Here is a 25,913-nt window from a genome sequence, read left to right as displayed (position 1 = left end):
ATGCATATCGTAAATTTTGATGAAAACGATCTCCCTGTCGAGGATATGGAGACCATAGGGCTGGCCGCTAACGGCCAGCTCCTTTTAAATGTGGATGACCTGAAAGCCCTGCTTTCAGGCCGCCGCACAGGGCTGCTCGAGTTGCATGACCTTGAAGCTGAAAATATCAAGATCAAATCCATCAGCGCCAAAATTTCGCTGCGGCACAACGAGCAGGGAAAAGTAGACCTGCTGATCCATCCAATATATCGCAGGGGAACCACCCCTGATTTCCTCGATGACAACGAAGCCAGGCAATTGCAAAAAGGCGAAGTTGAAAACTTCCTGAAAATCACTATTGACAATAAAGGAAATAAAAAGGAAATGCTGGTCGAGTATGATTCCGACACAAGGGAATATATCGTATCCGATACCGAAAAGGTACTTGCGCCGGATATGGTAAACAACGAATTCCTTACCGCCGCCCAAAAAGAAAATTACAGGAAAGGCAAACAGGTGCAGTTGGCTGATGGCACTAAATTCAATTATTCCGCAGTCGATCAGCACGGCATCCGTTCTGACAAGATCGCGCTTGTTGCATCCATATTGATCGATGGCGGCCTGACCTATATGGTTTACAAAGGACTGAACGCACTGTTTAACAAAAAGAGGGATGAAAAAGCTGCCGAAAAACTAAGTCCCGGTTATTACAATGCCATAAAAGATGTTGAAAATCAACGTGGTTTCGTGCCTAACCAGGAAAGCCGTTCCTATACCCGCAGTGGCGGCTCGCGCTAATGAACGAACTATTGACAAGGCTGGGTGTCCCTATGGATATCCAGGCCTTTTTCAATATTTCTGAGGAGTTGTCTTTTCAGTACGGCGATACCAATGAACATTACGGCGAAGGGTTCCATAAAATCCCAACAACGGTTAACCTATGGATGGCCGGTGAAGAAACTGCTTTGGAAGTAATTGTTACCTATTGTGCGATGGAGGCAATAGCTTTTATAACCATCAACCGCCAGCGCTACCCTAAACTGGAGGAACTGGCTTTTGTCGCTATTGGCAACAAATTACAGGAAGAACAGGCAAACTGGATCAGGCAGAAGTTCCAAAAACGAAAATTCACGCTAGTATTTGGTTGTGACCTGCTTGGGCATCTGACCGATATCAAATTAGGCGCGGGCCTGAAGAATATCCCGATACGGATTCAGCATAGTAATTTCAAGGTACTTATCTATCGCCGGGATAAACTACGGGTATTCGATGAAGACGTTATCAGCTTTCATGCTTTTCAGCTTGCCTTTGGTATTCGCGGTAAAATCCGGACGCGAAAACCCATTAAATCATTAACATTCTTAGACCAATTGAAAAATGACACATACCGATGATATTATATTAAAACCGGCATTTCTTTTTGCTTTTCTTAAAGCATTGCCGTTAACCTTATTGGGCCTTACACTGCTTTTACTGGCATGGTGGCTATCTCCCTATTTTATCATGTTTAGTTTTGTAGTTTGCCTTGCGGCCTGGTACAGAATCATTTATATCCGAACTATCGAATACCTGGTTACCGCCGAATACATCCGCATAAGCCGGGGTATATTTTTTAAGCGGGTAGACCAACTGGAAATGTATAGAATTAAAGATTATGTGATGATGCAGCCGCTTTCCCTTCAATTATTCCGCCTGATGGATTTGCTGCTTAAAAGCACAGACCCTGAAAACCCGATGATATGGCTGCGGGGGATACCTGAATCCGGAATAATTGATACCATCCGCGATAGGGTACAGGAAGCGAGGAAACATAACCAAATTTATGAAGTAAATTAAAAAATACTTGGATATTACTAACTAAATTAGTAATTTTATATTAACAATTTATACCATGAAAGCCATCGTACGAAACGTTTTATTGGCCTGTCTGATTTCCACTTTTGCTTTTTTCGGCGCAGTTGGTCGCAGGCAGCACGTAAAGAAGATCGGCAACACAATTATGGTTGTAAAGCCTACTGTTGCCCAAAATGCCGAATCACGGAAGGAAACGTTAACCTGTTTAAGTATTGCTTTGCTGGCATGGGTGCTTTGCTTCTGGCGCTGCGGGGTGATCAACCGCAGGCTGAATGCCGAGCGGGAATACCAGCAGCGGTTTAATGAATACATGCGCAACAGCGCGTTTCACCGGGAATTCTAAATATTTAATATTATTTTATAACTTGCGAATTCAAATGCGGGCAACCTGCCCGCTATTGTGATAAGGTTTAGGTTGAAGGTCCCTGCGGCGAGCGTTAGGGACTTTCTATTTTTACAGCCTTTCTTATCTCCCTTACCGGCATTTACCCCGCCGTGCAATATTAAAAAACAGACATGATGACAACTGAAAAAACATTGTTGATCATTGGTTCGGCTCCTTTCATCATCGATACAGCACAGCGGGAATTACGCCGGTTTAACCGGCCAGAATATAAAATTCCGTTTGATCACCTCAAAAATGAAGGCCCTTTCTATTCCGGTCGGTATACAGGCAAAGCCATCGGCGTATACGAACGGATCGACCTGGACAAAATCCGGGATGTGACAATAGACCTGATCATACCTTCCCTTATCATCGAGAGCAACGGTTTGATAACCGCAGTACTTAAAAACGATCTGAACCGCATGAGCCAGAAAGAAGGATGGGGATTTTTCCTGGGTGATGAAAGCCTGGCAATGCGGCTGTCCGGTAAATTACCCCATATCGACCTTGCTGGTACCGACTTTACCATAGACTGGCGTCTGAAGGAACTCCGTGAAACGGAATTGCCCTGGAAGCACATCAGTTTGCAGAGCTTGGAAATGTCCGATAACGGTGAAGAATACCTTTGTTTTTACAATACCGAAACCCACGAATTATTTGAACCTGACGAAAACCTCCTGGAGTTGCCGGAAAATGTGGTCGTGCTTGAAATTCCTTGTGAAGCAAAGCTCGATCCCGTTGCCGTCGCAAGGGAATATGGCATAGGAGAAACTGATTTGTTAAATGACCACCCTTTCAAATGAACCTGAAGGCAAAGGTAACCCCGCTATCAGAAACGGGGCTGCCGGAATACATTCAGAACAACACAAGGCTTGCCGCGGGAAATTCTCTGAACACTGAAAACCAATCGTATAAACGCGGCCGGTAGGAACGGCGTGTGATAAACCTCTTTCCGGATCAATTCCAACTACGGAGCCCCCGTTGCTTAGCGCAATAATAACTCATCTAATGATAATTACTATAATCCGACTGTTTATGAAAAATGCAAGTTTACTGAATAAAGACCTGGCGCTTTCAGAAGAGCAATTCGGTGAGGCTGTTACCAACGATTTCATTGGTACGGACTTTATCGACCGTCTCGAATGGGCCATGCTGATGATACAGCAGAATTTCAATCAGATGCGGCTGGCCGAATACCTGCCACTCGTAACACGTAACCATTTCGACAAAGCTTATCTGATGGCTGGCGGCGACGATGCGTTAAACAATCGTGTAAGATTCTTCAGGCCCTTTACCGATCTACAGGCTACGCCGGAAATTTTCCCTGATCTGAACATCAAAGTAATGACATTCGAGGAAACGATACAACTCAACAAGGTCAAGCAGCTTGATATCCGCACGAAACAATCTCTAAGGTCTAAACTTCAATATGCTTATGAAATTTCGTCCGCGTTTTACAATAAGAAAACCGAGGCATTTTATGGTTTTAAAAGCGGCTACGAGTTTAATAAGGGCTTTTTTGCAATAGGTACTAAGGTCGAAAACGCGGATAAATTGTCTTTTACAGAAATACCGAACCCGATCTCACTGCATCCTAATTATACGATGCCTCCCAATGCGGTTACCTTATTACCTAAAGAACAGATCGTTGAGGTAATGAGACTGATCGCTATGTCCTATCAAGTCGCCATGTCAATGTATTACGAATGGTCTATCTATATTAAAGAATATGACAACATAGGCCTGATCGTGCCAATAGAGCCTCAAATACTTTCGGAGCTGTATAAAACTTCACTCATGAAGTTTGAAAATAAAAAGCAGATGGTCCATTTCGTAAAGGAACACTATCGAAGGAAGGTTGCAACGCCCGATGAAGATTACACTGTTTTTGTCAATCGCTACTTGCGTGGTGAACACAGGTTCAATTACCGGGGATTTTATGCGGAGGTTATCCCTCCTAAATATGACCTGGTACGCGCCAGAACAAAAAAGAAATTTGTTGATGGCTCTAAATAGATCACATCTCCATAATCCGGGGTAAAGACCCGGCTCATAACAGCATCCCGCAGTAGCCGGGTATCGTATCCAATTTTTAATTTATAGTCCATGGCGATAGAAATAATCACTAAAGACGATCTCGAAGCCTTTCGACAAACACTGTTGAATGACATTAGGGCTTTGTTGGCCAACAATAAAACCGAAACTAAAGAATGGCTTAGATGTGCAGATGTCAGGAAAATGCTTAAAGTTTCCACAGGAACCGTTCAGAATTTACGAATCACCGGGAAGCTAAAATCCCAAAAAATAGGTGGAATACATTTTTATAACCTCACCGACATTCAAAACATGCTTAGTGGAAAATTGATTAAATGATGCCTCAGACTTACATTATTTCAGAACTCTATGGTAAGATGACTGAAGATCCCCGTGTAACAGTATGGCATATCAGTCTGTATGTTACCATGCTTATTTTATGGCAACAAGCCGGTTTCAAAAAGCAAGTGAAAATTTCACGAAAAAAATTAATGACAAAGGCTCACTTTGGCAGTATAACAACATACCATAAATGTATTAATCAACTTTGCGATTTTGGATACATTCTTTACCGGCCTACCTATGACTGTTATTCAGGTAGCGTTATTGAGATTATCCCTTAGTATTCAATGGGCTGCTTCGCTTAACTCTTCTCTTCAAAAATGCCGTTCCGGCAAACTTCCCAATCCCTTTACTAATTGTTTAAAAGGCAGCATAAGACGATATTGATCTTATGCTGCCTGTGGTTAACTACACTAACACCGACCCTTTTCTAACCAACCGTTTCTTAAGCCTGTTCATGTCTTCACTCACTTTAAAGTCAAGTGTCTTTGCATAATGCTGCGTTTGCTTTATTGTAGCATGACCCAGCATTTTCGACACCGTCTCTATCGGTACCCCGTTATTTAAGGTCACCGTAGTTGCAAATGTATGCCGGGCTATGTGATAAGTCAGCTCTACCTTAATGCCGCAGCAGTCGGCTATTTCTTTAAGATAAGAATTCATTTTTTGGTTGGTCAGCACTGGTAAAACCACGCCATTGACTATACATTTAGGGTGCTTATCATATTTTTTAATAATTCTCATTGCCTCCTTTAACAAGGGAATTCTTGATAATGCATTTGTCTTTTGCCGGTTAATAAAAATCCACTGCTCCCCGTCTACACCCTTTTGGATGTCTCCCCGTTTTAAATTTTTGACGTCAATGTAAGCAAGCCCGGTATAGCAACTAAAAAGGAAAATATCCCTGACATTACTTAATCTCACGTTTTCAAAATCCTTTTCGGTTATCCGTTGCAGTTCTGCGTCCGTCAATGCGGTTCTCTCCAGGGGCTTTCTCGTTAATTTGAAATTGGAAAATGGATCTCCCGGAAGCCATTTGCTCTTCACACAGATCAGCACTATTTTTTTAAAATTGACTAAATATTTCATTGTGGTGTTGTGATCGCAATTCCGAACGGTTTTTAACCAGAAAGCATACTGGGAAATAAACTCATGGTCAAGATCCTTAATATCTCTATCGTCAGTCCCATGCTTCCACTTTATAAAATCCCTCGTGTGGTTATAAGAAATATTGTAGCGCTGCATGGTGCTTGCGGCGAAGTCAACTCCTTGTAATGCTTTCATCTGGGCATTATGCACACTGAATACCTCCAGGATTTTTTTACGTTTTTCAACATTACCGGTAAGAATATCCTTTATCGCCTGTGCGGAAACTTCACGATCAGCTTCGATAAGTGATCTTTTAGCCTGGAAAATTTGCAGCTCTAATGCGTCCAGGAAATAATTTAATTCTCTGGCATCTTCCTTCGTCCCCATTGCCCTTGCACCAGCAGAGTTCCACTTGGTAGGGTCACATTTTCGCTTGGAAGATAGCTCAACTGATTTACCATCTACCGTAATCTTAAGGTAGATGTAAAGGGGGCCTTTTTTCTGATTTTTGGACTGTTTCAAATAAAAAAGCAGTCCGAAGCTTTTTTCTAACATAAACTAACATTTAAAGGTTAAACAAATGTCGGTTTAGATCATCATCCAAACAAGATGTCCACGCGCTGTACATGCTCATTATCAATTCTTTATGCAGTTTTCATTGCGTCTTTTTTCGAGTTTGAAATGACGCAATGAATGACGCAATAGAATTATGTGTTTTAATGCGAGTTTTGGTAAGGTAGTAAAACAAAAAAGGCCCTTAATCTACGATTAAAGGCCATTTTGATGTTTTTGATAACATAATCAGCGGAATGGACGGGACTCGAACCCGCGACCCCATGCGTGACAGGCATGTATTCTAACCAGCTGAACTACCACTCCGTTTGGGACTGCAAATATAGGGTTCAATTTTCAATCCACAAATAAAATGTGAAATTGTTAGGCTATGCTGCCTTCCTGCAGTTTTTCGGCGTTCTCCGCAAATTGCAGGGCCTCCATTATTTCCAGCAAACTGCCGTTCATTACCTCGGGTAAGTTGTAGATAGTGAGGCCGATACGGTGTTCGGTAACCCTTCCTTGCGGATAATTATAGGTGCGTATCTTGGCCGACCGGTCGCCGGTAGATACCATCGTTTTTCTTTTCTTCGATATCTCTTCCAGGTGTTTTTGCAGCTCCATTTCGTAAATACGCGAGCGCAAAACCGCCAAAGCCTTGTCGTAATTCTTCAATTGCGACTTCTGGTCCTGGCATTGGGCCACAATACCGGTCGGGATGTGCGTTAACCTTACAGCCGAATACGTAGTGTTTACCGATTGCCCGCCCGGCCCCGATGAGCAGAACAGGTCCTTACGGATATCGTTCACATGGATGTCCACATCAAACTCGTCAACCTCGGGCAATACCACCACCGATGCCGCCGAGGTATGTACCCGGCCCTGTGTTTCGGTATCGGGTACACGCTGTACGCGGTGCACACCCGATTCATATTTCAACGTACCGTAAGCGTCTTCTGCCAGTACGTTGAAGATGATTTCCTTGAAGCCACCGGCAGTACCTTCGGTACAATCCACCAGTTCGGTTTTCCAGCCCTGCTTTTCGCAAAAGCGGATGTACATGCGGTACAAATCGCCGGCAAACAGCGCAGCCTCATCACCACCTGTACCACCACGTATTTCCACAATGGCATTGCGGCTGTCTTCAGGGTCTTTCGGTATCAGCATCAGGCGTATCTTTTCCTCCATCTCGGTTTGCCGGGGCAACAGTTCTTCCAGTTCGGCCTTGGCCATCTCGCGGAAGTCCTCGTCCTTTTCGGTAGCCAAAATGTCGCGGTTGGCGTCAATGTTGCTCATTACCTTGGCGTATACATTGTACTCCTCCACAATTTTGGTCAGGTCCTTATATTCTTTATTCATTTGGGCAAAACGCTTCATGTCCTTCATAATATCCGGACTGCTCAGCTCGCGCTCCACATCTTGCCAGCGTTCTTTTATCGCTTCTAACTTATCTAACATTCTTTTATCAATTTCACAAATACCCTCCCGCCATCCGGCAACTAAATATGGGTATTTATGGGTGTTTTAAATTTTATTTTTAGCCCCTATTATCAAATATATCGCTATTCACCAATTTACTCTTTTCAAAGTCTCCCCAACCGGGGGAGATTTAGAGGGGGCTATATGGGTAAATATGGGTGTTTTAAATTTTATTTTTTTATCATATCCGTCAAACAATGACTTAATGACCCAATGACTAATGACAATAGAAATGGGTAATTATGGGTATTCAATAACTAAACACATAATAACCAACACCTCAATAACATCTCCATCAATTATCATACAAAAGTACGGAATTTAGACAAATAATTGATAATCCCTACTGTTGGCCAAGGAGGTATACGAAATATGACGGGATGGCACAAGTTATTTGCACTCGAACAACCTGTACAGATAATTTTACTCAATCGAAGACAGCTACTGAACTTTCAATAGATTAAGTGGTGAGCCATAAAGGAAATACGGCTTTGTATCCTCAACAACAGGTATATTGTTAAATGTAAATGCCGGGGAAGATAGTTGCGGGTATGCATCCTGATATTGCCAGTAATTTACATATATAGTACCTAAACTTACACCGTTTAAGCTTAAGCTATATGAATAGATAGGGTTGGGAGATCGGCTGCTCAAACCACTCATGATGGCATTGTCCGAAATAAACAAACCATTATAATTTGACGCAGTACTCGTATCTGTTATAGAAACCTGTAGGCGCGATATGCTTGGCCTAAATACTTTAGTTACATTGTTGTCAATATAGGTAATAGTAACACTATCCCGTTTCGACTTAACCATACTACTGCCATCCTTACCAATAATTTCGAAATCGATTGGTGCAGGGTCGGTAATTTCATTGACGCCTTGCTTTTTGCACGAACTAAAAATGATTAACATTCCTATAACTTGTACCATAAGTTTTTTCATAAAATTTTGCTTAAGGGTGAATATTATTAGTCATTTCATAATTATATTGATAAAACTCAAGTTCAGGGCCATTCCAAACACTCCAGTCAGTGTAGCCATACCATCCATTGCTGTTATTTGCAACCCAATAATCGTTCCAACCCCAATTCATGTGCATAATTAGCGACTCCCCTCCCATTGCCGGTTGATCGACCGTAGCACAAGTAGTCCAATCCACTTGTTCAAATCCGTCGCAAACCCAGGCATGCCCGTCATTATACCAATCCCACCAAAGAAATGTATGGTTGTCTGTTGAAGCATATAAAATAACTGGCTCATGAGACTCTAAATTATTTATTGTAGCCTGATAATCATAATCAGCTTCGTTTGAGGATGAATAGTGGAATATGTTAACAAATGATTGTGCAGCGGAAACCCCATCCGGGTGTGAGCCACTATCGTCATACACCATATCAAGCGACACACCAATATCGTTAATTAATCTGGCCAACTCTGTGGTACCATTATTTGTATAATCTAATGGCATAATGCTCCAGTTGTAGCTCGATGGGTATTGCCAATAATACATCACCTGGGCCATGGCAGTTGCCACACAGCCCGTAGGTGTATGATAATTAGAATAAGACCCTGCGGGACAAAGTGCATTATACGGATAACCCTGCCCCCATTGAGTTTGTAGCAAAGGGCCAACCAATGTAATATAAGTTTCATCCTGACAGGGTGGCGGTGTTGGTAAGAGTTGTAAAATACGCGGACTGCCCGGGTTACCATTATCATAAGTTAATTGAAACTCGCTCCAATGCTTGGTAACCTGAACGGGGGCTTTTAAGGTGCTGTTTTTCCTCAATAGTTGCATATTCTTGTGGTTCAAACTGAGCCAACTGATCAAGCCTGAAGGCAGTTTACCTGATTTTATAAAATATCCTCTATCTGAATAGGCCATAATAGGTTCCACCCTCTTGTCAGCGGGTACAATAACAAATCCTCCGCCAACATAGTTAAAGATATAGTAAGATGGATTAATTGCATCAGGAACTGCTAAGGTATCCAATATCTCTTTTTTGCTGAAGCAACTGTTAATAAATTAGCTGCGTTTTTACTTGATATTTTACTCACTAATGAGCTGTTGCCTGCTTGGGTAGCTACATTTATTGCAACTGAAAGGCTTACAAAGTTGGAATCCGTCGGTGGGTTACCAATGGTTAGTTCATTTTGTGCATTTGGGCTCTTTTTGCAAGAGTAGATTATTACCAAAATGAATAGAAAAACAACAAAATTTATAGCTTTTAGATATTTAAGCATGGCATTAGGGTTAGGGCTCCGTTTTTTTATTCCACCAAGTTAATAAATAATAATTTATTATTTCGAATAAATAAAAATATTTTTTTATCATAAGTGTTTAAAAAATTTAAAATGAATAAATGACAACAATAAATCCACAACTGTGCAACAAGCAACTAATAAACGTATTTTGCATGCCAATTAGGCATATCATTTTATTGCCTGTTTATTTATAGGTAAATGCAGCAGCCCGGCTTAAAATTCAACAAAACGCGTATAGCCCCAACACCCAGCGGCTATTTGCACCTGGGCAATGTGCTTTCGTTTGTGCTTACCGCCGGGCTTGCCCGGCAAAGCGGGGCCAAAATATTACTCCGCATTGACGACCTTGACCGCGACCGCGTTAAGCCCGAATACATTCAGGATATTTTTGATACCCTCAACTTTTTGGAAATTCCCTGGGATGAAGGCCCGCGTAATGCCGAAGAGTACCGAAAAGAATGGTCACAAATGCACCGGCTTGAGCTTTATCAGGACGCATTAAAAAAACTCGAACAAGGCGGCCACCTGTTCGCCTGTACCTGTTCGAGGGCGCAATTGCAGCAATATGGCAATGTTTATCCGGGTACCTGCCTGCACAAAAACCTGCCATTAAATACACCCGATAGCAATTTGCGGTTAATTACCGATGGCAGCGAAATTGTTGTGAATACCTTATCGGGAAAACAAATTGCAATGTTGCCTGCCGAAATGAACTATTTTGTCGTTAGGAAAAAAGATGGGTTACCCGCATACCAACTGGCTTCGGTTGTGGACGATATTTATTTTGGTGTGGATCTGGTGGTCCGGGGCCTCGACTTGTGGCCCTCTACCCTGGCCCAACTACAACTGGCCGCTAAATTGGGTAATAACGCTTTCGCGGATAGCACCTTTTTTCATCATCCTTTATTAATGGCACCTGATGGCCAAAAACTATCCAAATCAGCGGGCGATACCTCTATAAAATACTTACGCGAACAGGGCAAAAGCCCGGCAGATATTTATACCATCATAGCCAATCTCTTCGGCAAAACGCAGCGGGTTAACAACTGGTCTCAATTTTCAGAACTATTACCGACATCAGACGTCTGACCTCAGTCCTCCGTCTTCTTCTCGAAATATTTCAAATAAAGCTCCTCCCCATCAAAAACGGCGTAGCTAAAATGGTTCAGCCAATCGCCCAGGTTAATGTAGCGGCTTTTTTCGTTCAGTTTAATATCCAAAGGCAAATGGCGGTGCCCAAAAATCAGGTAGTCAAAATATTGTGTTTGCAGCACCTCGCGCGAGTAGGTTACCAGCCACTCTTGTTCCAATATCTTCCGTACTTCGTTTTTGGCCTGCATCACTTTGCTGTTGTGCGACCAGCGGTTGGCTACGCCCACGCCCAGGTTAGGGTGTATACGCTCAAACAGCCATTGGCAAACACGGCTGCGGAAGAATTTTTTGAGCATTTTATATTTGGCATCACCCGGGCCCAGGCCATCGCCATGGTGCAGGTAAAACTTTTTGCCGTTGCGCTCAATTTCCAGTTCGTTGGTAATAATGGTGGCGCCAAACTCCTGCTGAAAGTAATCGAACATCCACATATCGTGGTTGCCTTTAAATAGATATATTTTGATTCCCGCGTCGCTTAATTGTGCCAGCTTGCCAAACAGGCGAATATAGCCTTTGGGCACCACCGTAGTATACTCAAACCAAAAATCAAAAATATCGCCCATCAGGAAAATCTCCGATGCGTCCTGTCCAATCATGTCCAGCCAGCGCACCAGTTTATCCTCGCGCTCGCGGCTCAAGGCGTAATTGGGTACACCCAGGTGAAAATCAGAGGCGAAATAAAGTTTATGGCGGTCGCTCATGGTTTTCAAAAGTAATTATTTTGGCGGATTACACCGATTGTTTTGTGATTTCACTGATTACGGATCGTAGATATTTTTTATAATCATCAAAATAATACTTTACTTTGCTAAAGCACGGCAGATGAACCAATTAAATTAAAGATAATTATCATGATTATTCGAAAAGCTTATCTTCTTGTTTTTTCATTGCTGGCTTTGGTCGGATGCAAAAAGGAATTGTCAAGCGCGCCTACGCAGTCTACTCCGGTTACCACTTCAACCGGATTGCCGGGTACTTGGGAGTTAGCCTCCGCTACAAATGGAAATACTGGCCGTTTGACCACCTATCCCGCTGGTAACGGGCAACTTTTTGTTTTTACAACCAATACATACCAAACATTTACCAGCGGCAGCCTGGTAAAAAGCGGCACTTATACACTTGCCCAGCAGTTCTCCATCGTTCAGAAGCAAATGGTCAATACCATCATTTTTGATAGGGATACCAGCCTAATCAATATCATTTACTTAAATGGCAATCAGCTTTCACTCAGCATCGATGGTTACGATACCCCCTCAGTTAGCTACACCAGGATAAAATAGAGTTATTCCTTACATCTTCCGTCTTACATTTTCCATCTTCCATAACAATAGGTAACATTCTTAAAACCTTGTTCCAAATTTCCCGTCTAATCCTTAGGTTTGAAAATATTTAATGTCCCGATGAAAAGAATTGCCCTGATTATATTGTTGCTGTCTGCTACCCTTGCCTTTGCGCAAACCAGGCAAACCGTTACCAAAGCTTCGGTAAGCTACCAGATAAAAAACATGGGCTTCACTACTACCGGCGAGTTCGGCGGCTTTATTGGCGATATCAAATTCGACAAGGCTCATTTGGCTACCAGCAGTATCGAGGCATCGGTTGAGGCCAAAACCGTCAACTCCGAAGATGATATGCGCGATGAACACCTCCGCAAATCGGATTATTTTGATGTCGACCATTACCCCAAAATTGTGATGAAGTCGGTTTCCTTTCAGCAAAAAGGCGGTAACAACTTTATCGGCCAATTTGATGTTACCATAAAAGGCAAAACCAAAACAGTGGCCTTCCCTTTCACTTTTGTACAAAACGGCAATATCGCTGTATTTAAAGGCAGCTTTAAAATCAACCGCCTCGATTTTGGCATTGGCGATACCAGCATGATTTTAGCCAACGAAGCGGTTATCCTGGTAGAGGTAGAAACCACAGTTCCGGCAAGCTAAACTATTTTCTTCTCCGCGGCTCAGCGCTTTTGAGCAAAAAACCATTAAACTTTACGACAATACTTTCAATTAAAATAAATAAATTGATAAATACTATCAATTTTTTATACTTGTACTGTAATGACCATTGAAGAGCTATACAGCATCTATATAAAACATCCTGTCATCAGTACCGATACCCGCAAGATAAGCCCGGGCAGCATATTTTTTGCCCTTCGCGGGGATAAGTTCGATGCCAATACCTTCGCCGGGCAAGCTATTGAGGCCGGTGCCGCCTACGCGGTTATCGATAATGCCGCGTACCAAACATCCGACAAGCAAATATTGGTGAACGACGTTTTGACCACCCTGCAAAACCTGGGCAAATACCACCGTTCGCAACTAAATATCCCCGTTATAGGCTTAACCGGCTCGAACGGAAAAACCACCACCAAAGAACTTATCAACTCCGTACTATCCCAACATTTTAAAACTTACGCCACACAAGGCAATCTCAATAACCATATCGGTGTGCCCCTTACTATACTGGCTATTGATAGCAAGGTTGAAATTGCCGTGATAGAAATGGGGGCCAATCACCAACAAGAGATAGCCTTATTGAGCAATATATGCCAGCCAACGCATGGCCTCATCACAAACATCGGCAAGGCGCATCTGGAGGGCTTTGGCGGTACCGAGGGCGTTAAAAAAGGCAAGGGCGAACTGTACGACTACCTGCTACTGCATCACTGCACGGCCTTTATAAATGCCGACAGCGCCGTGCTGTTGGCTATGGCAAACGAGCGGGGTTTGACCGATACGGTGTATTATGGCACAAACGAAAACAACAGCGTTTCCGGGCAACTCATCGAAAACGCGCCCTTCCTCAAACTACAATGGAAGTTAAAAGGCGGTGCGTACCAAACAGCACAAACTCAACTCACTGGTGCGTATAACCTTGATAATATTTTAGCGGCCATTTGCATCGGGCATTATTTTAAGCTTTCGGATGATGAAATAAACCGCGGAATCGAAACTTATACGCCATCAAACAACCGCTCCCAAATTGTAAAAACCCAAACCAATACACTAATCTGCGATTATTATAATGCCAACCCGAGTAGCATGTTGGTGGCTATCGATAATATCGGAAAATTGGATGCCACACATAAAGTTCTTATTTTAGGGGACATGTTTGAATTGGGGGATGATTCGCCAGCCGAGCACGCCGCCGTAATTGATAAAGCCATGCATACCCCCGTTAACGAACGCATTTTTATTGGGAGCCAGTTTTATGCCCAAAAGGGGGGCACAAAGGCTGTATTTTATCAAAACGCCGAAGATGCTATCGCTGCATTAAAAGCGGCCCCTATAAACAACGCGGTAATTTTAATTAAAGGGTCGAGAGGTATGGCTTTGGAACGTTTAACCGGACTGTTTTGATATGATGAGGCGAAGGCGCGCAATACCACCCCGCAAACTGATGCTCATCATCTTCACAGTGTTGCTGCCCATCAATTTTTTGGTGTTGATACTAATAGGCTGGTACGATGAAGGCGCCATGCCTTATGGGCCTTCGGTCACCGTTAGCAAAGCTGCAGCCAATGTTTTACTGTTCCCTTTGCATGGCATCGAGGGCTTTTTTCATAAAGAAATATTTACGGGCGCGCTTTTTTTTATTGGCGATATCATATGCCTGATGGGTTGGTCGGTGCTGTTTTTTTATTGCTACAAGCTGTTCAAAAAAATCCGGCGCAAAGCAAGCGTAAAAAAACACAGCTGACTGGTTTCTGCCACATCCTATCGCGCCATCCCTCGTTTTTATATTGTCATCATAATGCTACAATGCATTGTTAGTTAATATTTTATTAAAATGCTACTTTGCGCAAAAAACCGGCGTGAAAAATTTAGTGTTTATGCTGTTCCTTTCGGCCTGGGTCGGCGTATCGCAGGCGCAATCGCTTAGCTTTGAAGTTAGGGCAGGCGTTGATGGCGTGAACATGAGCAGCAATAACAACGGGTTGTACCAGGCAAAAAACCTGAGCTGGCAAACACAGTTGGTCCATAATTTAACCGGATACCATGCAGGCGCTTTCGCCGATATCAAATGGGGTTGGTTTACCTTACAACCGGGTGTTAACGTTACTGTAAAAGGCGGAAAAAACGAAATATACTACGTCAATATTAGCTCAGCCAACCCATACTCGTACCACGGCACCGAAGAGTTAACGGTTGATTACTTAGAGGTACCGCTCAATTTTTTGGTGAACATACCCATACATGGCGAAGGGAAAATATTTTTTGGCGGCGGCCCTTATGTCGACTTTGGCCTCGCGGCTACAGATAACAACACGCTCGACCAAACCAACCTTACCTACAGCACCGAAACGCACAACAACCTGTCGCCCCAATTTGGCACCGAACTCAAAAACCCAAGCTACGGCTTTAATACCCTGGGCGGCATTACCTTTAATTATGGCTTCCAACTCAGCGTAGGCTACGGCGTGGCCCTTACCAACCTAAGCACCAACAACAGTACAGATGCCAAATTGCGGTCATTCAGTATTTCGATGGGGTATTGCTTTTGAATCGATCTTTCATAAAAAACCCCTTCGCCATAACAGCGAAAGGGCTCCATTAATTAATACATCAAACTAAAAAAAAGCAGAAAAAACTTATTTTACGAACAGCCCATGCTGTTACCGCAATTCAAACATTTATAGCAAGTACCCGAACGTAAAGTGGTATGTCCGCAAACATTGCAGCTTGGCGCGTCGCTTTGGGCACCCATGCTCAAATCCACACTGTATTGTTTCTGACTGCCGCTGCCGCTATCAACTGCTACTTTCTTAACCGGTTCGTACACATTACTCATATCGGGGTTCAGGTCTTCGTCGCCCATTTGCGGGTTGCCTGCAAAACCGTTTTGCTCGGTGATCACATGCACCAAATCGGTGCGGTTTTGGTACTCATAGCCCAGCATCCTGAAGATAAAATCAATGATGGACGTAGCGCTTTTGATATTCGGATGCCCGCCCACCATACCGGCCGGCTCAAAGCGGGTGAAGGTGAATTTCTCTACATATTCTTCCAACGGCACGCCGTATTGCAAGCCTATCGAAACAGCAATTGCAAAACAGTTCATCAACGAACGGAACGTTGCGCCTTCTTTATGTATATCCACAAATATTTCGCCTAAGGTACCATCTTCATACTCACCGGTGCGCACAAACACGGTTTGCCCGTCAATACTGGCTTTTTGCGTAAAGCCTCGGCGTTTGTAAGGCAGGCGTTTCTTCTGTACCACGCGGCTCAACTGACGCATAAAATCGGTATCCTTGCTTTGCTCCATAATGGCTATGGCCGCTTCCAATACCTGGTCGGGGGTAAGGTCGCTTAGCTTTAAGCTAGCGGCTTCGCCCAAAACTTCTTCAACGGTTTCCAGCTTTTCGTCGGAAAGTTCTTCTTTCGTATCCGATTTTGTAGACAGCGGTTGCGATAATTTACAACCATCCCTGTAAAGTGCATTGGCCTTTAAGCCCAATTGCCATGATAGCTGGTAACAATCCTTTATTTCTTCAACCAGGGCCTCATTAGGCAGGTTAATAGTTTTCGATATCGCTCCCGAAAGGAATGGCTGCGACGATGCCATCATTTTGATGTGGCCGTGTGCGTGTATATAACGTTCGCCTTTGGCGCCGCATTTGTTGGCGCAATCAAATATCGGGTAGTGTTCCTTTTTCAGGAAAGGCGCGCCTTCAACAGTCATGGTGCCGCAGATGTACTCATTGGCATCGGCAATTTGCTGGCGGTTGTATCCTAAGGCGCGCAATAAGTTAAAATCGCCGGAGTTATATTGCTCGGTAGTAAAGCCCATGCGTTTCAGGCAATCTTCGCCTACGGTCCATATATTGAACGCGAAACCTATCTCGAAAGCCGAAACAACGGCTTTGTCCAATTTTTCCAACTCGTCATCGGTAAAGCCTTTGGCCTTCAACGAATCAAGATTGATATGTGGTGCGCCTTTTAAAGTAGCCGCACCTTTGGCATAATTGATGATGGCGGTAACCTCGTGCTCTTTGTAACCCAAATTGCTTAAAGCGGCAGGCACCGCCTGGTTAATAATTTTAAAATAACCACCACCCGACAATTTCTTGAATTTCACCAGCGCGAAATCAGGCTCAATGCCGGTCGTATCGCAGTCCATTACCAAACCTATGGTGCCTGTTGGGGCAATAACAGTGGTTTGCGCGTTGCGGTAACCATATTGCTCGCCCATTTCAACGGCCTTGTCCCAGGCGTTGCATGCGGCAGAGAGTAGATAATCAGGACAATACTTAGGGTCGATGCCCGGAGGCGCTATTTCCAAACCTTCGTAATTCTCCACCGAGTTATAAGCCGCGTAGCGGTGGTTGCGCATTACACGCAGCATATTGTCTTTATTATCATCATACCTGCGGAAAGTACCCAACTCGCGGGCCATTTCGGCCGATGTAGCGTAGGCCGTACCGGTCATGATGGCGGTAATGGCGCCGCCAATGGCACGGGCTTTATCGCTATCGTATGGGATGCCGTTTACCATCAATGCCGAACCTAAGTTGGCAAAGCCTAAACCTAAAGTGCGGTAATCGTATGATAATTGTGCCACTTCTTTCGAAGGGAACTGTGCCATCAATACCGAAATTTCCAATACTATGGTCCATACGCGGCAGCTGTGCTCAAAACCTTTTACATCAAATACGCGGGTTTTTTCGTCGAAAAAGTGCGCTAAGTTGATAGACGCCAAATTGCAGGCGGTATTGTCCAAAAACATATACTCCGAACATGGGTTCGAGGCGTTGATACGGCCACCGGCAGGGCAGGTATGCCATTCGTTAATGGTGGTATCATATTGTACACCCGGGTCAGCGCAGGCCCAGGCAGCAAAAGCGATATCGTCCCAAAGTTTTTGTGCCGATACCGATTTGATGGCCTTTCCGCTCATGCGGCTGGTCAAATCCCAGGTGGTGCCTTGCTCTAAGGCTTTAAAAAAGGTATTGGGTATGCGCACCGAGTTGTTGGAGTTTTGGCCCGATACAGTAGCATAAGCTTCGCCTTCGTAATCCGATGGGTAACCGGCTGCTATCAGCGCGGCTACTTTTTTCTCTTCTTCAACTTTCCAGTTTACAAATTTCTCTATTTCGGGGTGGTCAAGGTCCAAACAAACCATTTTAGCGGCGCGGCGTGTTGTTCCGCCCGATTTGATGGCACCGGCTGCCCTGTCGCCAATCTTCAGGAACGACATCAAACCCGATGAATAGCCGCCGCCCGACAATTTTTCGCTTTCACCGCGGATTTTGGAGAAATTGGTACCCACACCCGATCCGTATTTAAAGATACGTGCTTCGCGTACCCAAAGGTCCATCACACCGCCTTCATTTACCAGGTCGTCTTCCACCGAAAGGATAAAGCAGGCATGTGGCTGCGGGCGCTCGTAAGCCGAGGTTGATTTTTCAAGCTCTTCGGTTACAGGGTTCACAAAATAATGCCCCTGCGGCTTGCCGGTAATACCATACGAAGTATGCAAGCCTGTATTGAACCATTGCGGCGAGTTTGGCGCGGCCAACTGACCAACAATGGTATAAACTATTTCATCATAAAATATATCGGCATCTTTTGCTGTCGCGAAGTAGCCATAGCGTTGGCCCCAGTCTTTCCAGCAGTTGGCCATGCGGTGGGCAACCTGTTTAATGCTTTTTTCGGAGCCGGTGATACCATCGGCCAAAGGCACACCCGCTTTGCGGAAATACTTTTGCGCCAAAATATCGGTAGCCACCTGCGACCAGCTTGAGGGCACTTCAACATCGTTCATCTCAAACACGGCATCGCCCGAAGGGTTACGGATAACCGACGAACGTTTATCGTATTTAAACAGGTCATATACATCAACACCTTCTTTACTGAAGTACCTGTCTAGCTTCAAACCTTTTCCGGTTTGTCCTGCCATTTTTTTTGCGTCGTTTTTGCCCATATCTGTATTTTTTTGAAGTAGATGAACGCACCCCAAATATTAGAGGTGTTTTAATCCAAATTTATCTTTCTCATTAACGCAATACTATTCAGAGTTTTCCACACCCTGTTGACTACCCGTATACTTACCCTATAACGGTGCTTAAATAATTAACGTACAATGGCTTATTGCTGTTGAAAACTATAAAAACAGTAAAAATGATGCCGATCATTTTAATACATCTATTCCGATTAGTCAATCAACATTTTGATTAAAAATCTACAAAAAAAACCAATCTGATTTTTGGCTAAATCAAAAGCGGATACGGCTAAATCGGTCTCCTTGCCCCTGCCGACATTTGTTTCAACAAAAAAAACATAACAAAATGAAAATCATTGTAACAGGTTCTTTAGGGAACATCAGCAAACCACTCGCAAAAGAGTTGGTTCAAAAAGGGCACTCGGTAACAGTTATCAGTAGCAAGCCCGAAAAACAAGCAGCAATTGAAGCATTAGGCGCCAACGCGGCCATCGGTTCAATTGAGGATGTCGATTTTTTGACTGCCACCTTTACTGGTGCCGACGCGGTTTATTGTATGCTGCCGCCATTTGATTATTTTAATCCCGACCTCGACATTATGGAAACTACCCGCAGGCAGGTAAGCAACTATGCCGCGGCCATAAAAGCTTCGGGTGTAAAACAAGTGGTACACCTGAGCAGTATCGGAGCCCACACCGATAAAGGCAACGGGTTGCTTGCTTTCCATCACCTCGCCGAAAGTATTTTCAAGGAACTGCCCGCGGACATCATCATCAAGCACATACGTCCTGTAGGTTTTTATACCAACCTCTACGACTTTATGAATACCATTAAAGGAAAGGGCTTTCTCGGATTATTTTTAACACTCCGTTTTTCGGGTATAGCAAGTTTGTTAACCGGAAAAACAGGTGTTATCGCGGCAAACTATGGCGCCGAAGATAAAATGCCTTGGGTATCGCCTGTTGATATCGCCGCCGCTATTGCCGAAGAATTGACCACACCCTTTGTGGAAAGGAAATTCCGCTATGTAGCCAGCGAAGAACTGACTTGCAACGAGATTGCGAAAATCTTAGGTGAAGCTATTGGCAAACCCTATCTTAAATGGTCGTTGATGAGTGATAAAGATATGTTGGGCGGTTTAAAAATGTTCGGCATGCCCCAATCCAGGGCACAGGGCGTCGTTGATATGAATGCCGGCATGCACAACGGCTTGGTGAACGAGGATTATTACCTAAATAAGCCAAAAGTAATGGGCAAAGTAAAGATGAAAGATTTTGCCAGGGAATTTGCAGCTGTTTACAATCAATAAACCTTATATTGGACTATGATAAACGTACAACCATATCGTATCAAAACGATTACAGAGTACCATAGGTTAACCGGGCTTCCAAAGCCCGAGCATCCTTTGATCAGTGTAATCAATATTGAATCCTTAAGACCGCAAGACATTCAGGAGCCGATTAGTTTGATTTTCGATTTTTATTGTATTTCGTTAAAAAGGGACTTAAACACCCACATAAAGTACGGCCAACAAACTTGCGACTTTGACGAAGGGGTACTGTTCTGTATGGCGCCGGGGCAAATTTGGGGTGTGGAGTTTGATAAAGACTCAACAAAAACACCTTCCGGATGGATGATACTTATCCATCCGGATTTTTTATGGAACACCCCGCTGGCAAAAACCATTAAACAATACGAATACTTTAGCTATTCCGCTAACGAAGCCCTGTACCTTTCGGACAAAGAAGAATCCATGATTACGGGCATTGCAAAATATATTGAACAGGAGTACCATTCCAATATCGACAAATTTACCCAGAACGTGATCATCGCCCAGTTAGAGGTGATATTAACGTATGCCGATCGCTTCTACCAGCGGCAGTTCATCACCCGTAAGGTGATAAACCATGAAATACTGGCGCGTTTGGAGGACATGCTATCCGCCTATTTTAAAAGCGGCGCCTTAGCAACGCGCGGTTTACCCACCGTGACCTTTATTGCGCAGAGCTTGAACATATCGCCCGGGTATTTAAGCGGCCTGCTCAAAACGTTGACCGGACAAAGCACCCAGCAACATTTGCATGATAAATTGATTGAGTTGGCAAAAGAAAAACTATCCACCACCAACTTAACTGTAAGCGAAATCGCTTATCAATTGGGCTTTGAACACCTGCAATCGTTCAGTAAGCTGTTTAAAACAAAAACCAATGTTTCGCCTTTAGCATTCCGAAACTCCTTCAACTAACTAAATTCTATTAGGCTTACGTAACAATTTTTGTTAAACCATCATCTAAACCAACAGTCGAACCAATACATTAAGAATGAAAAACATGAGCCTTTTAATAATTTATTGGAACTATTACTTTGGCAACCTGGATAGGTTGTTTATGCAGGTGTGCATGGCCGGGGTGTATTAACAAGTACGCCTTATCAGGCGTAGGCTTCTGATAGGGCAACTAAATGACAACACTTTTAATATACTACCCAATTTCTTCTATAAAAATCTCATGTAAAATTTCGTTTGCTAAATCATACATTGCTTTATTCTTATATTTTACATCGTATCCTTTGGCAATACATTCGAATGTATCATCATGAAAAGTAAAAATATAATGTTTATAGTTGTCAAAAGATGAAGGATTATGGTAAGGGTGGACGCTATTTAACTTAATTAGCTCTTCAAGCCAAGGCGACTTCTCTATGTACTGGCCTGAATAATATTTCAGACCAAATTTATATAAAGTATGCCCCACCAATGTTTCATCATTTGGTAACCCAAATTTGTAAGAAAGTACGTTCTTGAATTTTACAATTCCGATTCCTTTATTGATAAGGCTATCTCTTCCTTTGGCAGGGTCAATTTTATCATCAGTGTTATTTTTATAAAACAATAGATACAAGGCAGAATCGCTAAATAGTATTTTTGGTGAGGGTGCTCCATTATCTATATTAATATCTTTTAACAAGTTTATTTCCATGATTTTATTCGTTTCTCAAATCTGCTAAACTGAATTTAAATTAAACAATTATTCTTAACAATCGTTGCTCTTATACCCTATCAAACGGCCAGGTCTGATAAGGCGGAACATACAGAAACAAAAAGGCCTTCCCGATAGCTATCGGGAAGGCCTTTCATATTTTAAAGGAGAGTTTATTCAACCACAGTCACCTTCAGCATATTGGTTTTGCCTTGTTTGGCAATCGGGATAGCGGCCGTGTTGATCACAATATCACCATTCTCGATCAGGTTTTCTGTTTTCAGGATGCTGTTTACATCGCTGATGGTTTTATCGGTACTTTCCAGCTTATCATAATAAAAAGCTTTTACACCCCAAACCAGGCTCAGCGCGTTCAGCAGGTTACGGTTTGATGTAAAGATATAAGTAGCCGCCTTTGGCCTGTGGCTCGAAATTTCGAAAGCGGTATAACCCGAAACCGTCATGGATACAATACCCACAGCGTTGGTTTCTTCTGAAAGATAAACAGCCGAGCTGCAAATGGCGTCGCCTATCAGGTTGCCCGGCAATGGCGATTTGTCTTTAGGCGTGTTAAAAGGGTAGCCTAATTCTTCCACATTATGTACAATCTTGGCCATGGTTTGGATAACGATAAGCGGAAACTCGCCTACCGATGTTTCGCCGCTTAGCATTACCGCGTCGGCGCCGTCCAATACCGAGTTGGCCACATCGTTCACCTCGGCCCGTGTAGGGCGAGGGGTAGTGATCATCGATTCGAGCATCTGTGTAGCAATGATGACCGGTTTTGATGCCGCACGGCATTTACGGGCAATCATTTTTTGCAGCAATGGTACTTCTTCTAATGGCATTTCAACACCCAAATCGCCGCGGGCAACCATCACACCGTCGGTAACCGCTATAATAGCATCGATATTGGCAATGGCCTCCGGTTTTTCAATTTTAGCAATCACGCGCGATGACTTTCCGCTGCGGCTGATGATGCGTTTCAGTTCAACAATATCTTCGGCGGTACGCACGAAAGATAAACCAATCCATTCCACATCGTTTTTCAAAGCGAAATCAAGGTTTATTAAATCCTCTTCGGTTAAACTTGGTATAGATACTTTGGTATTGGGCAGGTTAACCCCTTTGCGCGATGTTAAAATACCGCCGTGCACCACTTCGCAAACTACGGTGTCTTTTCTGTTGGTGGTAATTACCTTCATTTGCAGCTTGCCATCATCCAGCAAAATAATTTCGCCGGCATGTACATCCTGAGGGAAAGTATCATAAGTAATGTATATCTGGTTATCGTCGCCAATGCACTCGTTGGTGGTAATGTTGATGCGTGTACCGTTCACTAAATGTATACCGCCATCCTTCACCAGGCCGATGCGTATTTTGGGGCCCTGTAAGTCGGCCAGAATACCCACATTGATCTTATATTTATCATTTATCTCGCGAATGGTGTCGATAGCAACCTGGTGGTCTTCGGCTTTACCATGCGAAAAATTTAGGCGGCAAACGTTAACGCCTGCTTTGATCAATGACAGCAAAACGTCTTTTTTTACCGACGCAGGACCGAGTGTGGCAACAATTTTAGTCCGGTTGTTTGAAACTTTCATTTGAGTATTTTTGGTTTTTAAGGAAATCAAGCTAATAGTGTACTAAATACACCATGTAAATGCGGCGCTAAAATAACAGATTTTCTCGTGATTTTATTTTTTTTGGATCAACCTTTACAGCGGCCACTATTTCGGGCACCCGGTTAAGGCCTGTAACAAGCTCTTCAAGCTCATTTTCATCAATATAATTTTTTATCATCAGCAAATAATCGGTCTTGTTCATCTCGGGTATCAGGTAGCCTTCCGTACCTTTGTTCGATATCAAAAAAAACTCGGCGCCGTTATCGCGCTGGTTGTATTTATAAAACGAAAAGAAAGCCTTGCCCGGGCCCGGCAACAGGTCGAGTTGCAGGTCGTCGGTTTTTGCAAAATCAAAATTCAGCGCCCTGTTTATCAAAAAACATAAACGATAGTCTTTTAATGATGAGGTGATGGCAATCAGCTCAAAATCGAGGTCTATCTCAAATTTCAGTACTTTTTTGTTCAAAATAACACTACCTTTAATAGGCAGTAAAAATACAAATGAAACCACCAAACACAATATTTTATTATCGTGTAAAACAAATCGAAAAATAAACCAATACTTGTTTACATTTGCGAACCAAAAATCAAAAAAATTAAAATCATCCGGGGCATTAAAAAATGTTATTAATTGCCCAAAAGATTTTAGATTTGATAATTGACAGAATTTATTTTTCTTTGCACAGAATTTATTAATCATTAAACTATTAAGAGTATGTCTGATATCGCTTCAAGAGTAAAAGCTATCATCGTAGAAAAATTAGGTGTTGACGAAACAGAAGTAACACCTGAAGCAAGTTTCACCAACGATCTTGGTGCTGACTCTTTAGACACCGTGGAATTGATCATGGAGTTTGAAAAAGAATTTAACGTGGCTATTCCTGACGATCAGGCTGAAACTATTGGTACAGTAGGGCAAGCGATCGCTTACCTTGAAAAAAACGTTAAATAAGCTCCTTAAAACAGCTAAATGGAGTTTAAAAGAGTTGTAGTAACCGGGCTTGGAGCACTTACTCCGATAGGCAACAGCGTTCCTGAATATTGGGAAGCGATGATTAATGGGGTGAGTGGTGCCGCCATGATCAAAAGTTTTGATACCACCCATTTCAAAACAAAGTTTGCCTGCGAGGTAAAGAATTTTGATGCAGATGGTTTTTTAGGTCGTAAAGACGCCCGGAAGCTTGACCCCTTTGTTCAATACGCCTTATTTTCGACCGAAGAAGCCGTTAAGGATGCCGGTTTGGACTTTGAAAAACTCGATACCAGCCGTATCGGTGTAATTTGGGGTTCGGGCATTGGTGGCCTTAAAACTTTTTTAGACGAAGTAACCAACTTTGCCAAAGGCGACGGTGTCCCGAAATTCAACCCCTTCTTTATCCCTAAAATGATTGCCGATATTGCCCCCGGGCATATCTCCATCAAATACGGGCTGCGCGGGCCAAACTTCACAACCGTTTCGGCTTGTGCCTCATCCAACAATTCGCTTATCGATGCATTTAACTATATCCGTTTGGGTAAAGCTAACATGTTCATCAGCGGTGGTTCAGAAGCTATCATAAACGAAGCGGGTATTGGTGGTTTTAACGCCATGCACGCCTTATCGACCAGAAACGACGACCCATCGACCGCATCGAGGCCATTTGACCTTGACCGCGATGGCTTTGTTGCCGGTGAAGGCGCAGGTACCATTATTTTGGAGGAACTGGAGCACGCCAAAAAACGTGGTGCAAAAATTTATGCCGAAATGATTGGCGGAGGCATGAGTGCCGATGCATACCACATGACGGCCCCACACCCCGAAGGACTTGGCGCTGCCCTGGTAATGAAAGCAGCTTTAGAAGATGCGGGCTTAACCCCTGCCGATATTGATTACGTGAACGTTCACGGAACATCAACCCCGATTGGCGACCCGCAGGAAATAAAAGCGATACAGGAAGTTTTTGGTGAAAATGCTTATAACATCAACATCAGCTCAACAAAATCGATGACAGGCCACTTGTTGGGTGCTGCCGGCGCTGTTGAAGCCATTGCTGCTATACTGGCCTTGCAAAACAACCTCGTTCCGCCAACCATCAACCACTTTACCGACGATCCGGCTTTCGATCCGCGCATCAACCTCACCTTTAACAAGGCTCAGGCCAGGCAGGTAAACATTGTACAAAGCAACAGCTTTGGCTTTGGTGGCCACAATGCGTCGGTTATCTTCAAAAAGTATCAGGCTTAATC

General features: G+C 43.4%; 27 protein-coding genes and 1 tRNA gene. 17 read left to right on the top strand and 11 right to left on the bottom strand.

Annotated elements, in window-relative coordinates; all coding sequences use genetic code 11:
• From QZX97_RS17180 to QZX97_RS17150, 7 genes are all read left to right on the top strand, one after another.
• A complete protein-coding gene (locus QZX97_RS17180; protein ID WP_295648413.1) occupies positions 1-777 on the top strand; it encodes a DUF4099 domain-containing protein in 777 nt (258 codons plus the stop codon).
• Positions 777-1,373 (top strand): hypothetical protein, encoded by a 597-nt coding sequence (locus QZX97_RS17175; RefSeq protein ID WP_295648416.1) that lies wholly within the window; start codon positions 777-779, stop codon positions 1,371-1,373. Before QZX97_RS17180 ends, QZX97_RS17175 begins: the two co-directional genes overlap by 1 nt.
• Complete coding sequence (locus QZX97_RS17170) at positions 1,357-1,815, top strand: PH domain-containing protein (RefSeq protein ID WP_295648419.1); 459 nt, start codon at positions 1,357-1,359, stop codon at positions 1,813-1,815. The genes QZX97_RS17175 and QZX97_RS17170 overlap by 17 nt, the downstream gene beginning before the upstream one ends.
• Before the next feature lie 55 nt (positions 1,816-1,870).
• The gene (locus QZX97_RS17165) at positions 1,871-2,176 is read left to right on the top strand and encodes a hypothetical protein (RefSeq protein ID WP_295648420.1); all 306 of its coding nucleotides are present in this window, start codon (positions 1,871-1,873) and stop codon (positions 2,174-2,176) included.
• A 173-nt stretch (positions 2,177-2,349) separates the two neighbouring features.
• Entirely contained in the window at positions 2,350-3,021 is a 672-nt protein-coding gene (locus QZX97_RS17160; RefSeq protein ID WP_295648422.1) for a hypothetical protein, read from the top strand.
• 232 nt (positions 3,022-3,253) lie between these two features.
• Entirely contained in the window at positions 3,254-4,234 is a 981-nt protein-coding gene (locus QZX97_RS17155; RefSeq protein ID WP_295648425.1) for a hypothetical protein, read from the top strand.
• Positions 4,235-4,324: 90 nt separating this feature from the next.
• The gene (locus QZX97_RS17150) at positions 4,325-4,591 is read left to right on the top strand and encodes a helix-turn-helix domain-containing protein (RefSeq protein WP_295648428.1); all 267 of its coding nucleotides are present in this window, start codon (positions 4,325-4,327) and stop codon (positions 4,589-4,591) included.
• A 411-nt stretch (positions 4,592-5,002) separates the two neighbouring features.
• Here the strand turns inward: QZX97_RS17150 and QZX97_RS17145 are convergent, their stop codons facing one another.
• The 6 genes from QZX97_RS17145 to QZX97_RS17120 all read right to left on the bottom strand — a co-directional run bounded on the left by QZX97_RS17145 (position 5,003) and on the right by QZX97_RS17120 (position 9,964).
• A complete protein-coding gene (locus QZX97_RS17145) occupies positions 5,003-6,238 on the bottom strand; it encodes a site-specific integrase (protein ID WP_295648434.1) in 1,236 nt (411 codons plus the stop codon).
• A gap of 250 nt (positions 6,239-6,488) precedes the next feature.
• Positions 6,489-6,562 (bottom strand) — tRNA-Asp (locus QZX97_RS17140).
• 57 nt (positions 6,563-6,619) lie between these two features.
• Positions 6,620-7,693: a peptide chain release factor 1 gene (prfA, locus tag QZX97_RS17135; RefSeq protein ID WP_295651288.1), complete on the bottom strand. Its 1,074-nt coding sequence runs from the start codon at positions 7,691-7,693 to the stop codon at positions 6,620-6,622.
• A gap of 462 nt (positions 7,694-8,155) precedes the next feature.
• The gene (locus QZX97_RS17130) at positions 8,156-8,632 is read right to left on the bottom strand and encodes a hypothetical protein (RefSeq protein ID WP_295651291.1); all 477 of its coding nucleotides are present in this window, start codon (positions 8,630-8,632) and stop codon (positions 8,156-8,158) included.
• Between the two features lie 40 nt (positions 8,633-8,672).
• Positions 8,673-9,713, bottom strand: coding sequence for a C10 family peptidase (locus QZX97_RS17125; protein WP_295651294.1), 1,041 nt, complete (start codon positions 9,711-9,713; stop codon positions 8,673-8,675).
• Complete coding sequence (locus tag QZX97_RS17120) at positions 9,701-9,964, bottom strand: hypothetical protein (RefSeq protein ID WP_295651297.1); 264 nt, start codon at positions 9,962-9,964, stop codon at positions 9,701-9,703. The genes QZX97_RS17125 and QZX97_RS17120 overlap by 13 nt, the downstream gene beginning before the upstream one ends.
• Positions 9,965-10,183: 219 nt before the next feature.
• On the opposite strand from QZX97_RS17120, the gene QZX97_RS17115 reads away from it, so the two are divergent.
• Positions 10,184-11,074: a glutamate--tRNA ligase family protein gene (locus tag QZX97_RS17115; protein WP_295651300.1), complete on the top strand. Its 891-nt coding sequence runs from the start codon at positions 10,184-10,186 to the stop codon at positions 11,072-11,074.
• A gap of 2 nt (positions 11,075-11,076) precedes the next feature.
• Here QZX97_RS17115 and QZX97_RS17110 read toward each other — a convergent pair whose 3' ends face one another.
• Entirely contained in the window at positions 11,077-11,838 is a 762-nt protein-coding gene (locus QZX97_RS17110) for a UDP-2,3-diacylglucosamine diphosphatase (RefSeq protein WP_295651303.1), read from the bottom strand.
• A 150-nt stretch (positions 11,839-11,988) separates the two neighbouring features.
• Here QZX97_RS17110 and QZX97_RS17105 point away from each other — a divergent pair, with 150 nt between their 5' ends.
• The 5 genes from QZX97_RS17105 to QZX97_RS17085 all read left to right on the top strand — a co-directional run bounded on the left by QZX97_RS17105 (position 11,989) and on the right by QZX97_RS17085 (position 15,644).
• A complete protein-coding gene (locus QZX97_RS17105) occupies positions 11,989-12,417 on the top strand; it encodes a hypothetical protein (protein ID WP_295651305.1) in 429 nt (142 codons plus the stop codon).
• A 120-nt stretch (positions 12,418-12,537) separates the two neighbouring features.
• On the top strand, positions 12,538-13,077 hold the full coding sequence (locus QZX97_RS17100; RefSeq protein WP_295651308.1) for a YceI family protein: 540 nt from the start codon (positions 12,538-12,540) through the stop codon (positions 13,075-13,077).
• A gap of 120 nt (positions 13,078-13,197) precedes the next feature.
• On the top strand, positions 13,198-14,499 hold the full coding sequence (gene murF / locus QZX97_RS17095; protein WP_295651311.1) for a UDP-N-acetylmuramoyl-tripeptide--D-alanyl-D-alanine ligase: 1,302 nt from the start codon (positions 13,198-13,200) through the stop codon (positions 14,497-14,499).
• Position 14,500: 1 nt separating this feature from the next.
• Positions 14,501-14,839, top strand: coding sequence for a hypothetical protein (locus QZX97_RS17090; protein WP_295651314.1), 339 nt, complete (start codon positions 14,501-14,503; stop codon positions 14,837-14,839).
• 115 nt (positions 14,840-14,954) lie between these two features.
• Positions 14,955-15,644 carry an outer membrane beta-barrel protein gene (locus QZX97_RS17085; protein WP_295651317.1) on the top strand — a complete coding sequence of 230 codons (690 nt, stop codon included), beginning with the start codon at positions 14,955-14,957 and terminating at the stop codon, positions 15,642-15,644.
• A gap of 92 nt (positions 15,645-15,736) precedes the next feature.
• Here QZX97_RS17085 and QZX97_RS17080 read toward each other — a convergent pair whose 3' ends face one another.
• Positions 15,737-19,066: a vitamin B12-dependent ribonucleotide reductase gene (locus QZX97_RS17080; RefSeq protein ID WP_295651320.1), complete on the bottom strand. Its 3,330-nt coding sequence runs from the start codon at positions 19,064-19,066 to the stop codon at positions 15,737-15,739.
• Positions 19,067-19,430: 364 nt separating this feature from the next.
• On the opposite strand from QZX97_RS17080, the gene QZX97_RS17075 reads away from it, so the two are divergent.
• Both QZX97_RS17075 and QZX97_RS17070 read left to right on the top strand, forming a co-directional pair.
• On the top strand, positions 19,431-20,393 hold the full coding sequence (locus QZX97_RS17075; protein ID WP_295651324.1) for an NAD(P)H-binding protein: 963 nt from the start codon (positions 19,431-19,433) through the stop codon (positions 20,391-20,393).
• A 15-nt stretch (positions 20,394-20,408) separates the two neighbouring features.
• A complete protein-coding gene (locus QZX97_RS17070; RefSeq protein WP_295651326.1) occupies positions 20,409-21,329 on the top strand; it encodes a helix-turn-helix transcriptional regulator in 921 nt (306 codons plus the stop codon).
• Positions 21,330-21,564: 235 nt separating this feature from the next.
• Here the strand turns inward: QZX97_RS17070 and QZX97_RS17065 are convergent, their stop codons facing one another.
• From QZX97_RS17065 to QZX97_RS17055, 3 genes are all read right to left on the bottom strand, one after another.
• Positions 21,565-22,062 carry a hypothetical protein gene (locus QZX97_RS17065; RefSeq protein ID WP_295651329.1) on the bottom strand — a complete coding sequence of 166 codons (498 nt, stop codon included), beginning with the start codon at positions 22,060-22,062 and terminating at the stop codon, positions 21,565-21,567.
• A gap of 173 nt (positions 22,063-22,235) precedes the next feature.
• The gene (gene pyk, locus QZX97_RS17060) at positions 22,236-23,666 is read right to left on the bottom strand and encodes a pyruvate kinase (protein WP_295651333.1); all 1,431 of its coding nucleotides are present in this window, start codon (positions 23,664-23,666) and stop codon (positions 22,236-22,238) included.
• Positions 23,667-23,733: 67 nt separating this feature from the next.
• Entirely contained in the window at positions 23,734-24,153 is a 420-nt protein-coding gene (locus QZX97_RS17055; protein WP_295651336.1) for an IPExxxVDY family protein, read from the bottom strand.
• Positions 24,154-24,402: 249 nt separating this feature from the next.
• Here QZX97_RS17055 and QZX97_RS17050 point away from each other — a divergent pair, with 249 nt between their 5' ends.
• Positions 24,403-24,639, top strand: coding sequence for an acyl carrier protein (locus QZX97_RS17050; protein ID WP_295651338.1), 237 nt, complete (start codon positions 24,403-24,405; stop codon positions 24,637-24,639).
• 18 nt (positions 24,640-24,657) lie between these two features.
• Positions 24,658-25,911, top strand: a complete 1,254-nt coding sequence (gene fabF / locus QZX97_RS17045) for a beta-ketoacyl-ACP synthase II (protein WP_295651340.1) — start codon at positions 24,658-24,660, stop codon at positions 25,909-25,911.
• Positions 25,912-25,913: the final 2 nt, after the last annotated feature.

It is taken from the genome of uncultured Mucilaginibacter sp. (assembly GCF_903893715.1).
Classification (GTDB): domain Bacteria; phylum Bacteroidota; class Bacteroidia; order Sphingobacteriales; family Sphingobacteriaceae; genus Mucilaginibacter.
Note: the sequence above shows the minus strand (reverse complement) of the source record. Positions and strands in the feature narration are given on the sequence as shown.

What these genes read in the sequence shown, in the direction of transcription:
- QZX97_RS17130 (WP_295651291.1), bottom strand. Translation starts at nt 8,632, where the DNA reads ATGTTAATCATTTTTAGTTCGTGCAAAAAGCAAGGCGTCAATGAAATT.
- QZX97_RS17120 (WP_295651297.1), bottom strand. Translation starts at nt 9,964, where the DNA reads ATGCTTAAATATCTAAAAGCTATAAATTTTGTTGTTTTTCTATTCATT.
- QZX97_RS17105 (WP_295651305.1), top strand. Translation starts at nt 11,989, where the DNA reads ATGATTATTCGAAAAGCTTATCTTCTTGTTTTTTCATTGCTGGCTTTG.
- QZX97_RS17175 (WP_295648416.1), top strand. Translation starts at nt 777, where the DNA reads ATGAACGAACTATTGACAAGGCTGGGTGTCCCTATGGATATCCAGGCC.
- QZX97_RS17090 (WP_295651314.1), top strand. Translation starts at nt 14,501, where the DNA reads ATGATGAGGCGAAGGCGCGCAATACCACCCCGCAAACTGATGCTCATC.
- QZX97_RS17050 (WP_295651338.1), top strand. Translation starts at nt 24,403, where the DNA reads ATGTCTGATATCGCTTCAAGAGTAAAAGCTATCATCGTAGAAAAATTA.
- QZX97_RS17075 (WP_295651324.1), top strand. Translation starts at nt 19,431, where the DNA reads ATGAAAATCATTGTAACAGGTTCTTTAGGGAACATCAGCAAACCACTC.
- QZX97_RS17150 (WP_295648428.1), top strand. Translation starts at nt 4,325, where the DNA reads ATGGCGATAGAAATAATCACTAAAGACGATCTCGAAGCCTTTCGACAA.
- QZX97_RS17080 (WP_295651320.1), bottom strand. Translation starts at nt 19,066, where the DNA reads ATGGGCAAAAACGACGCAAAAAAAATGGCAGGACAAACCGGAAAAGGT.
- QZX97_RS17165 (WP_295648420.1), top strand. Translation starts at nt 1,871, where the DNA reads ATGAAAGCCATCGTACGAAACGTTTTATTGGCCTGTCTGATTTCCACT.
- QZX97_RS17110 (WP_295651303.1), bottom strand. Translation starts at nt 11,838, where the DNA reads ATGAGCGACCGCCATAAACTTTATTTCGCCTCTGATTTTCACCTGGGT.
- pyk (WP_295651333.1), bottom strand. Translation starts at nt 23,666, where the DNA reads ATGAAAGTTTCAAACAACCGGACTAAAATTGTTGCCACACTCGGTCCT.
- QZX97_RS17160 (WP_295648422.1), top strand. Translation starts at nt 2,350, where the DNA reads ATGATGACAACTGAAAAAACATTGTTGATCATTGGTTCGGCTCCTTTC.
- murF (WP_295651311.1), top strand. Translation starts at nt 13,198, where the DNA reads ATGACCATTGAAGAGCTATACAGCATCTATATAAAACATCCTGTCATC.
- QZX97_RS17070 (WP_295651326.1), top strand. Translation starts at nt 20,409, where the DNA reads ATGATAAACGTACAACCATATCGTATCAAAACGATTACAGAGTACCAT.
- QZX97_RS17180 (WP_295648413.1), top strand. Translation starts at nt 1, where the DNA reads ATGCATATCGTAAATTTTGATGAAAACGATCTCCCTGTCGAGGATATG.
- prfA (WP_295651288.1), bottom strand. Translation starts at nt 7,693, where the DNA reads ATGTTAGATAAGTTAGAAGCGATAAAAGAACGCTGGCAAGATGTGGAG.
- QZX97_RS17065 (WP_295651329.1), bottom strand. Translation starts at nt 22,062, where the DNA reads ATGGAAATAAACTTGTTAAAAGATATTAATATAGATAATGGAGCACCC.
- QZX97_RS17155 (WP_295648425.1), top strand. Translation starts at nt 3,254, where the DNA reads ATGAAAAATGCAAGTTTACTGAATAAAGACCTGGCGCTTTCAGAAGAG.
- QZX97_RS17145 (WP_295648434.1), bottom strand. Translation starts at nt 6,238, where the DNA reads ATGTTAGAAAAAAGCTTCGGACTGCTTTTTTATTTGAAACAGTCCAAA.
- QZX97_RS17100 (WP_295651308.1), top strand. Translation starts at nt 12,538, where the DNA reads ATGAAAAGAATTGCCCTGATTATATTGTTGCTGTCTGCTACCCTTGCC.
- QZX97_RS17170 (WP_295648419.1), top strand. Translation starts at nt 1,357, where the DNA reads ATGACACATACCGATGATATTATATTAAAACCGGCATTTCTTTTTGCT.
- fabF (WP_295651340.1), top strand. Translation starts at nt 24,658, where the DNA reads ATGGAGTTTAAAAGAGTTGTAGTAACCGGGCTTGGAGCACTTACTCCG.
- QZX97_RS17115 (WP_295651300.1), top strand. Translation starts at nt 10,184, where the DNA reads ATGCAGCAGCCCGGCTTAAAATTCAACAAAACGCGTATAGCCCCAACA.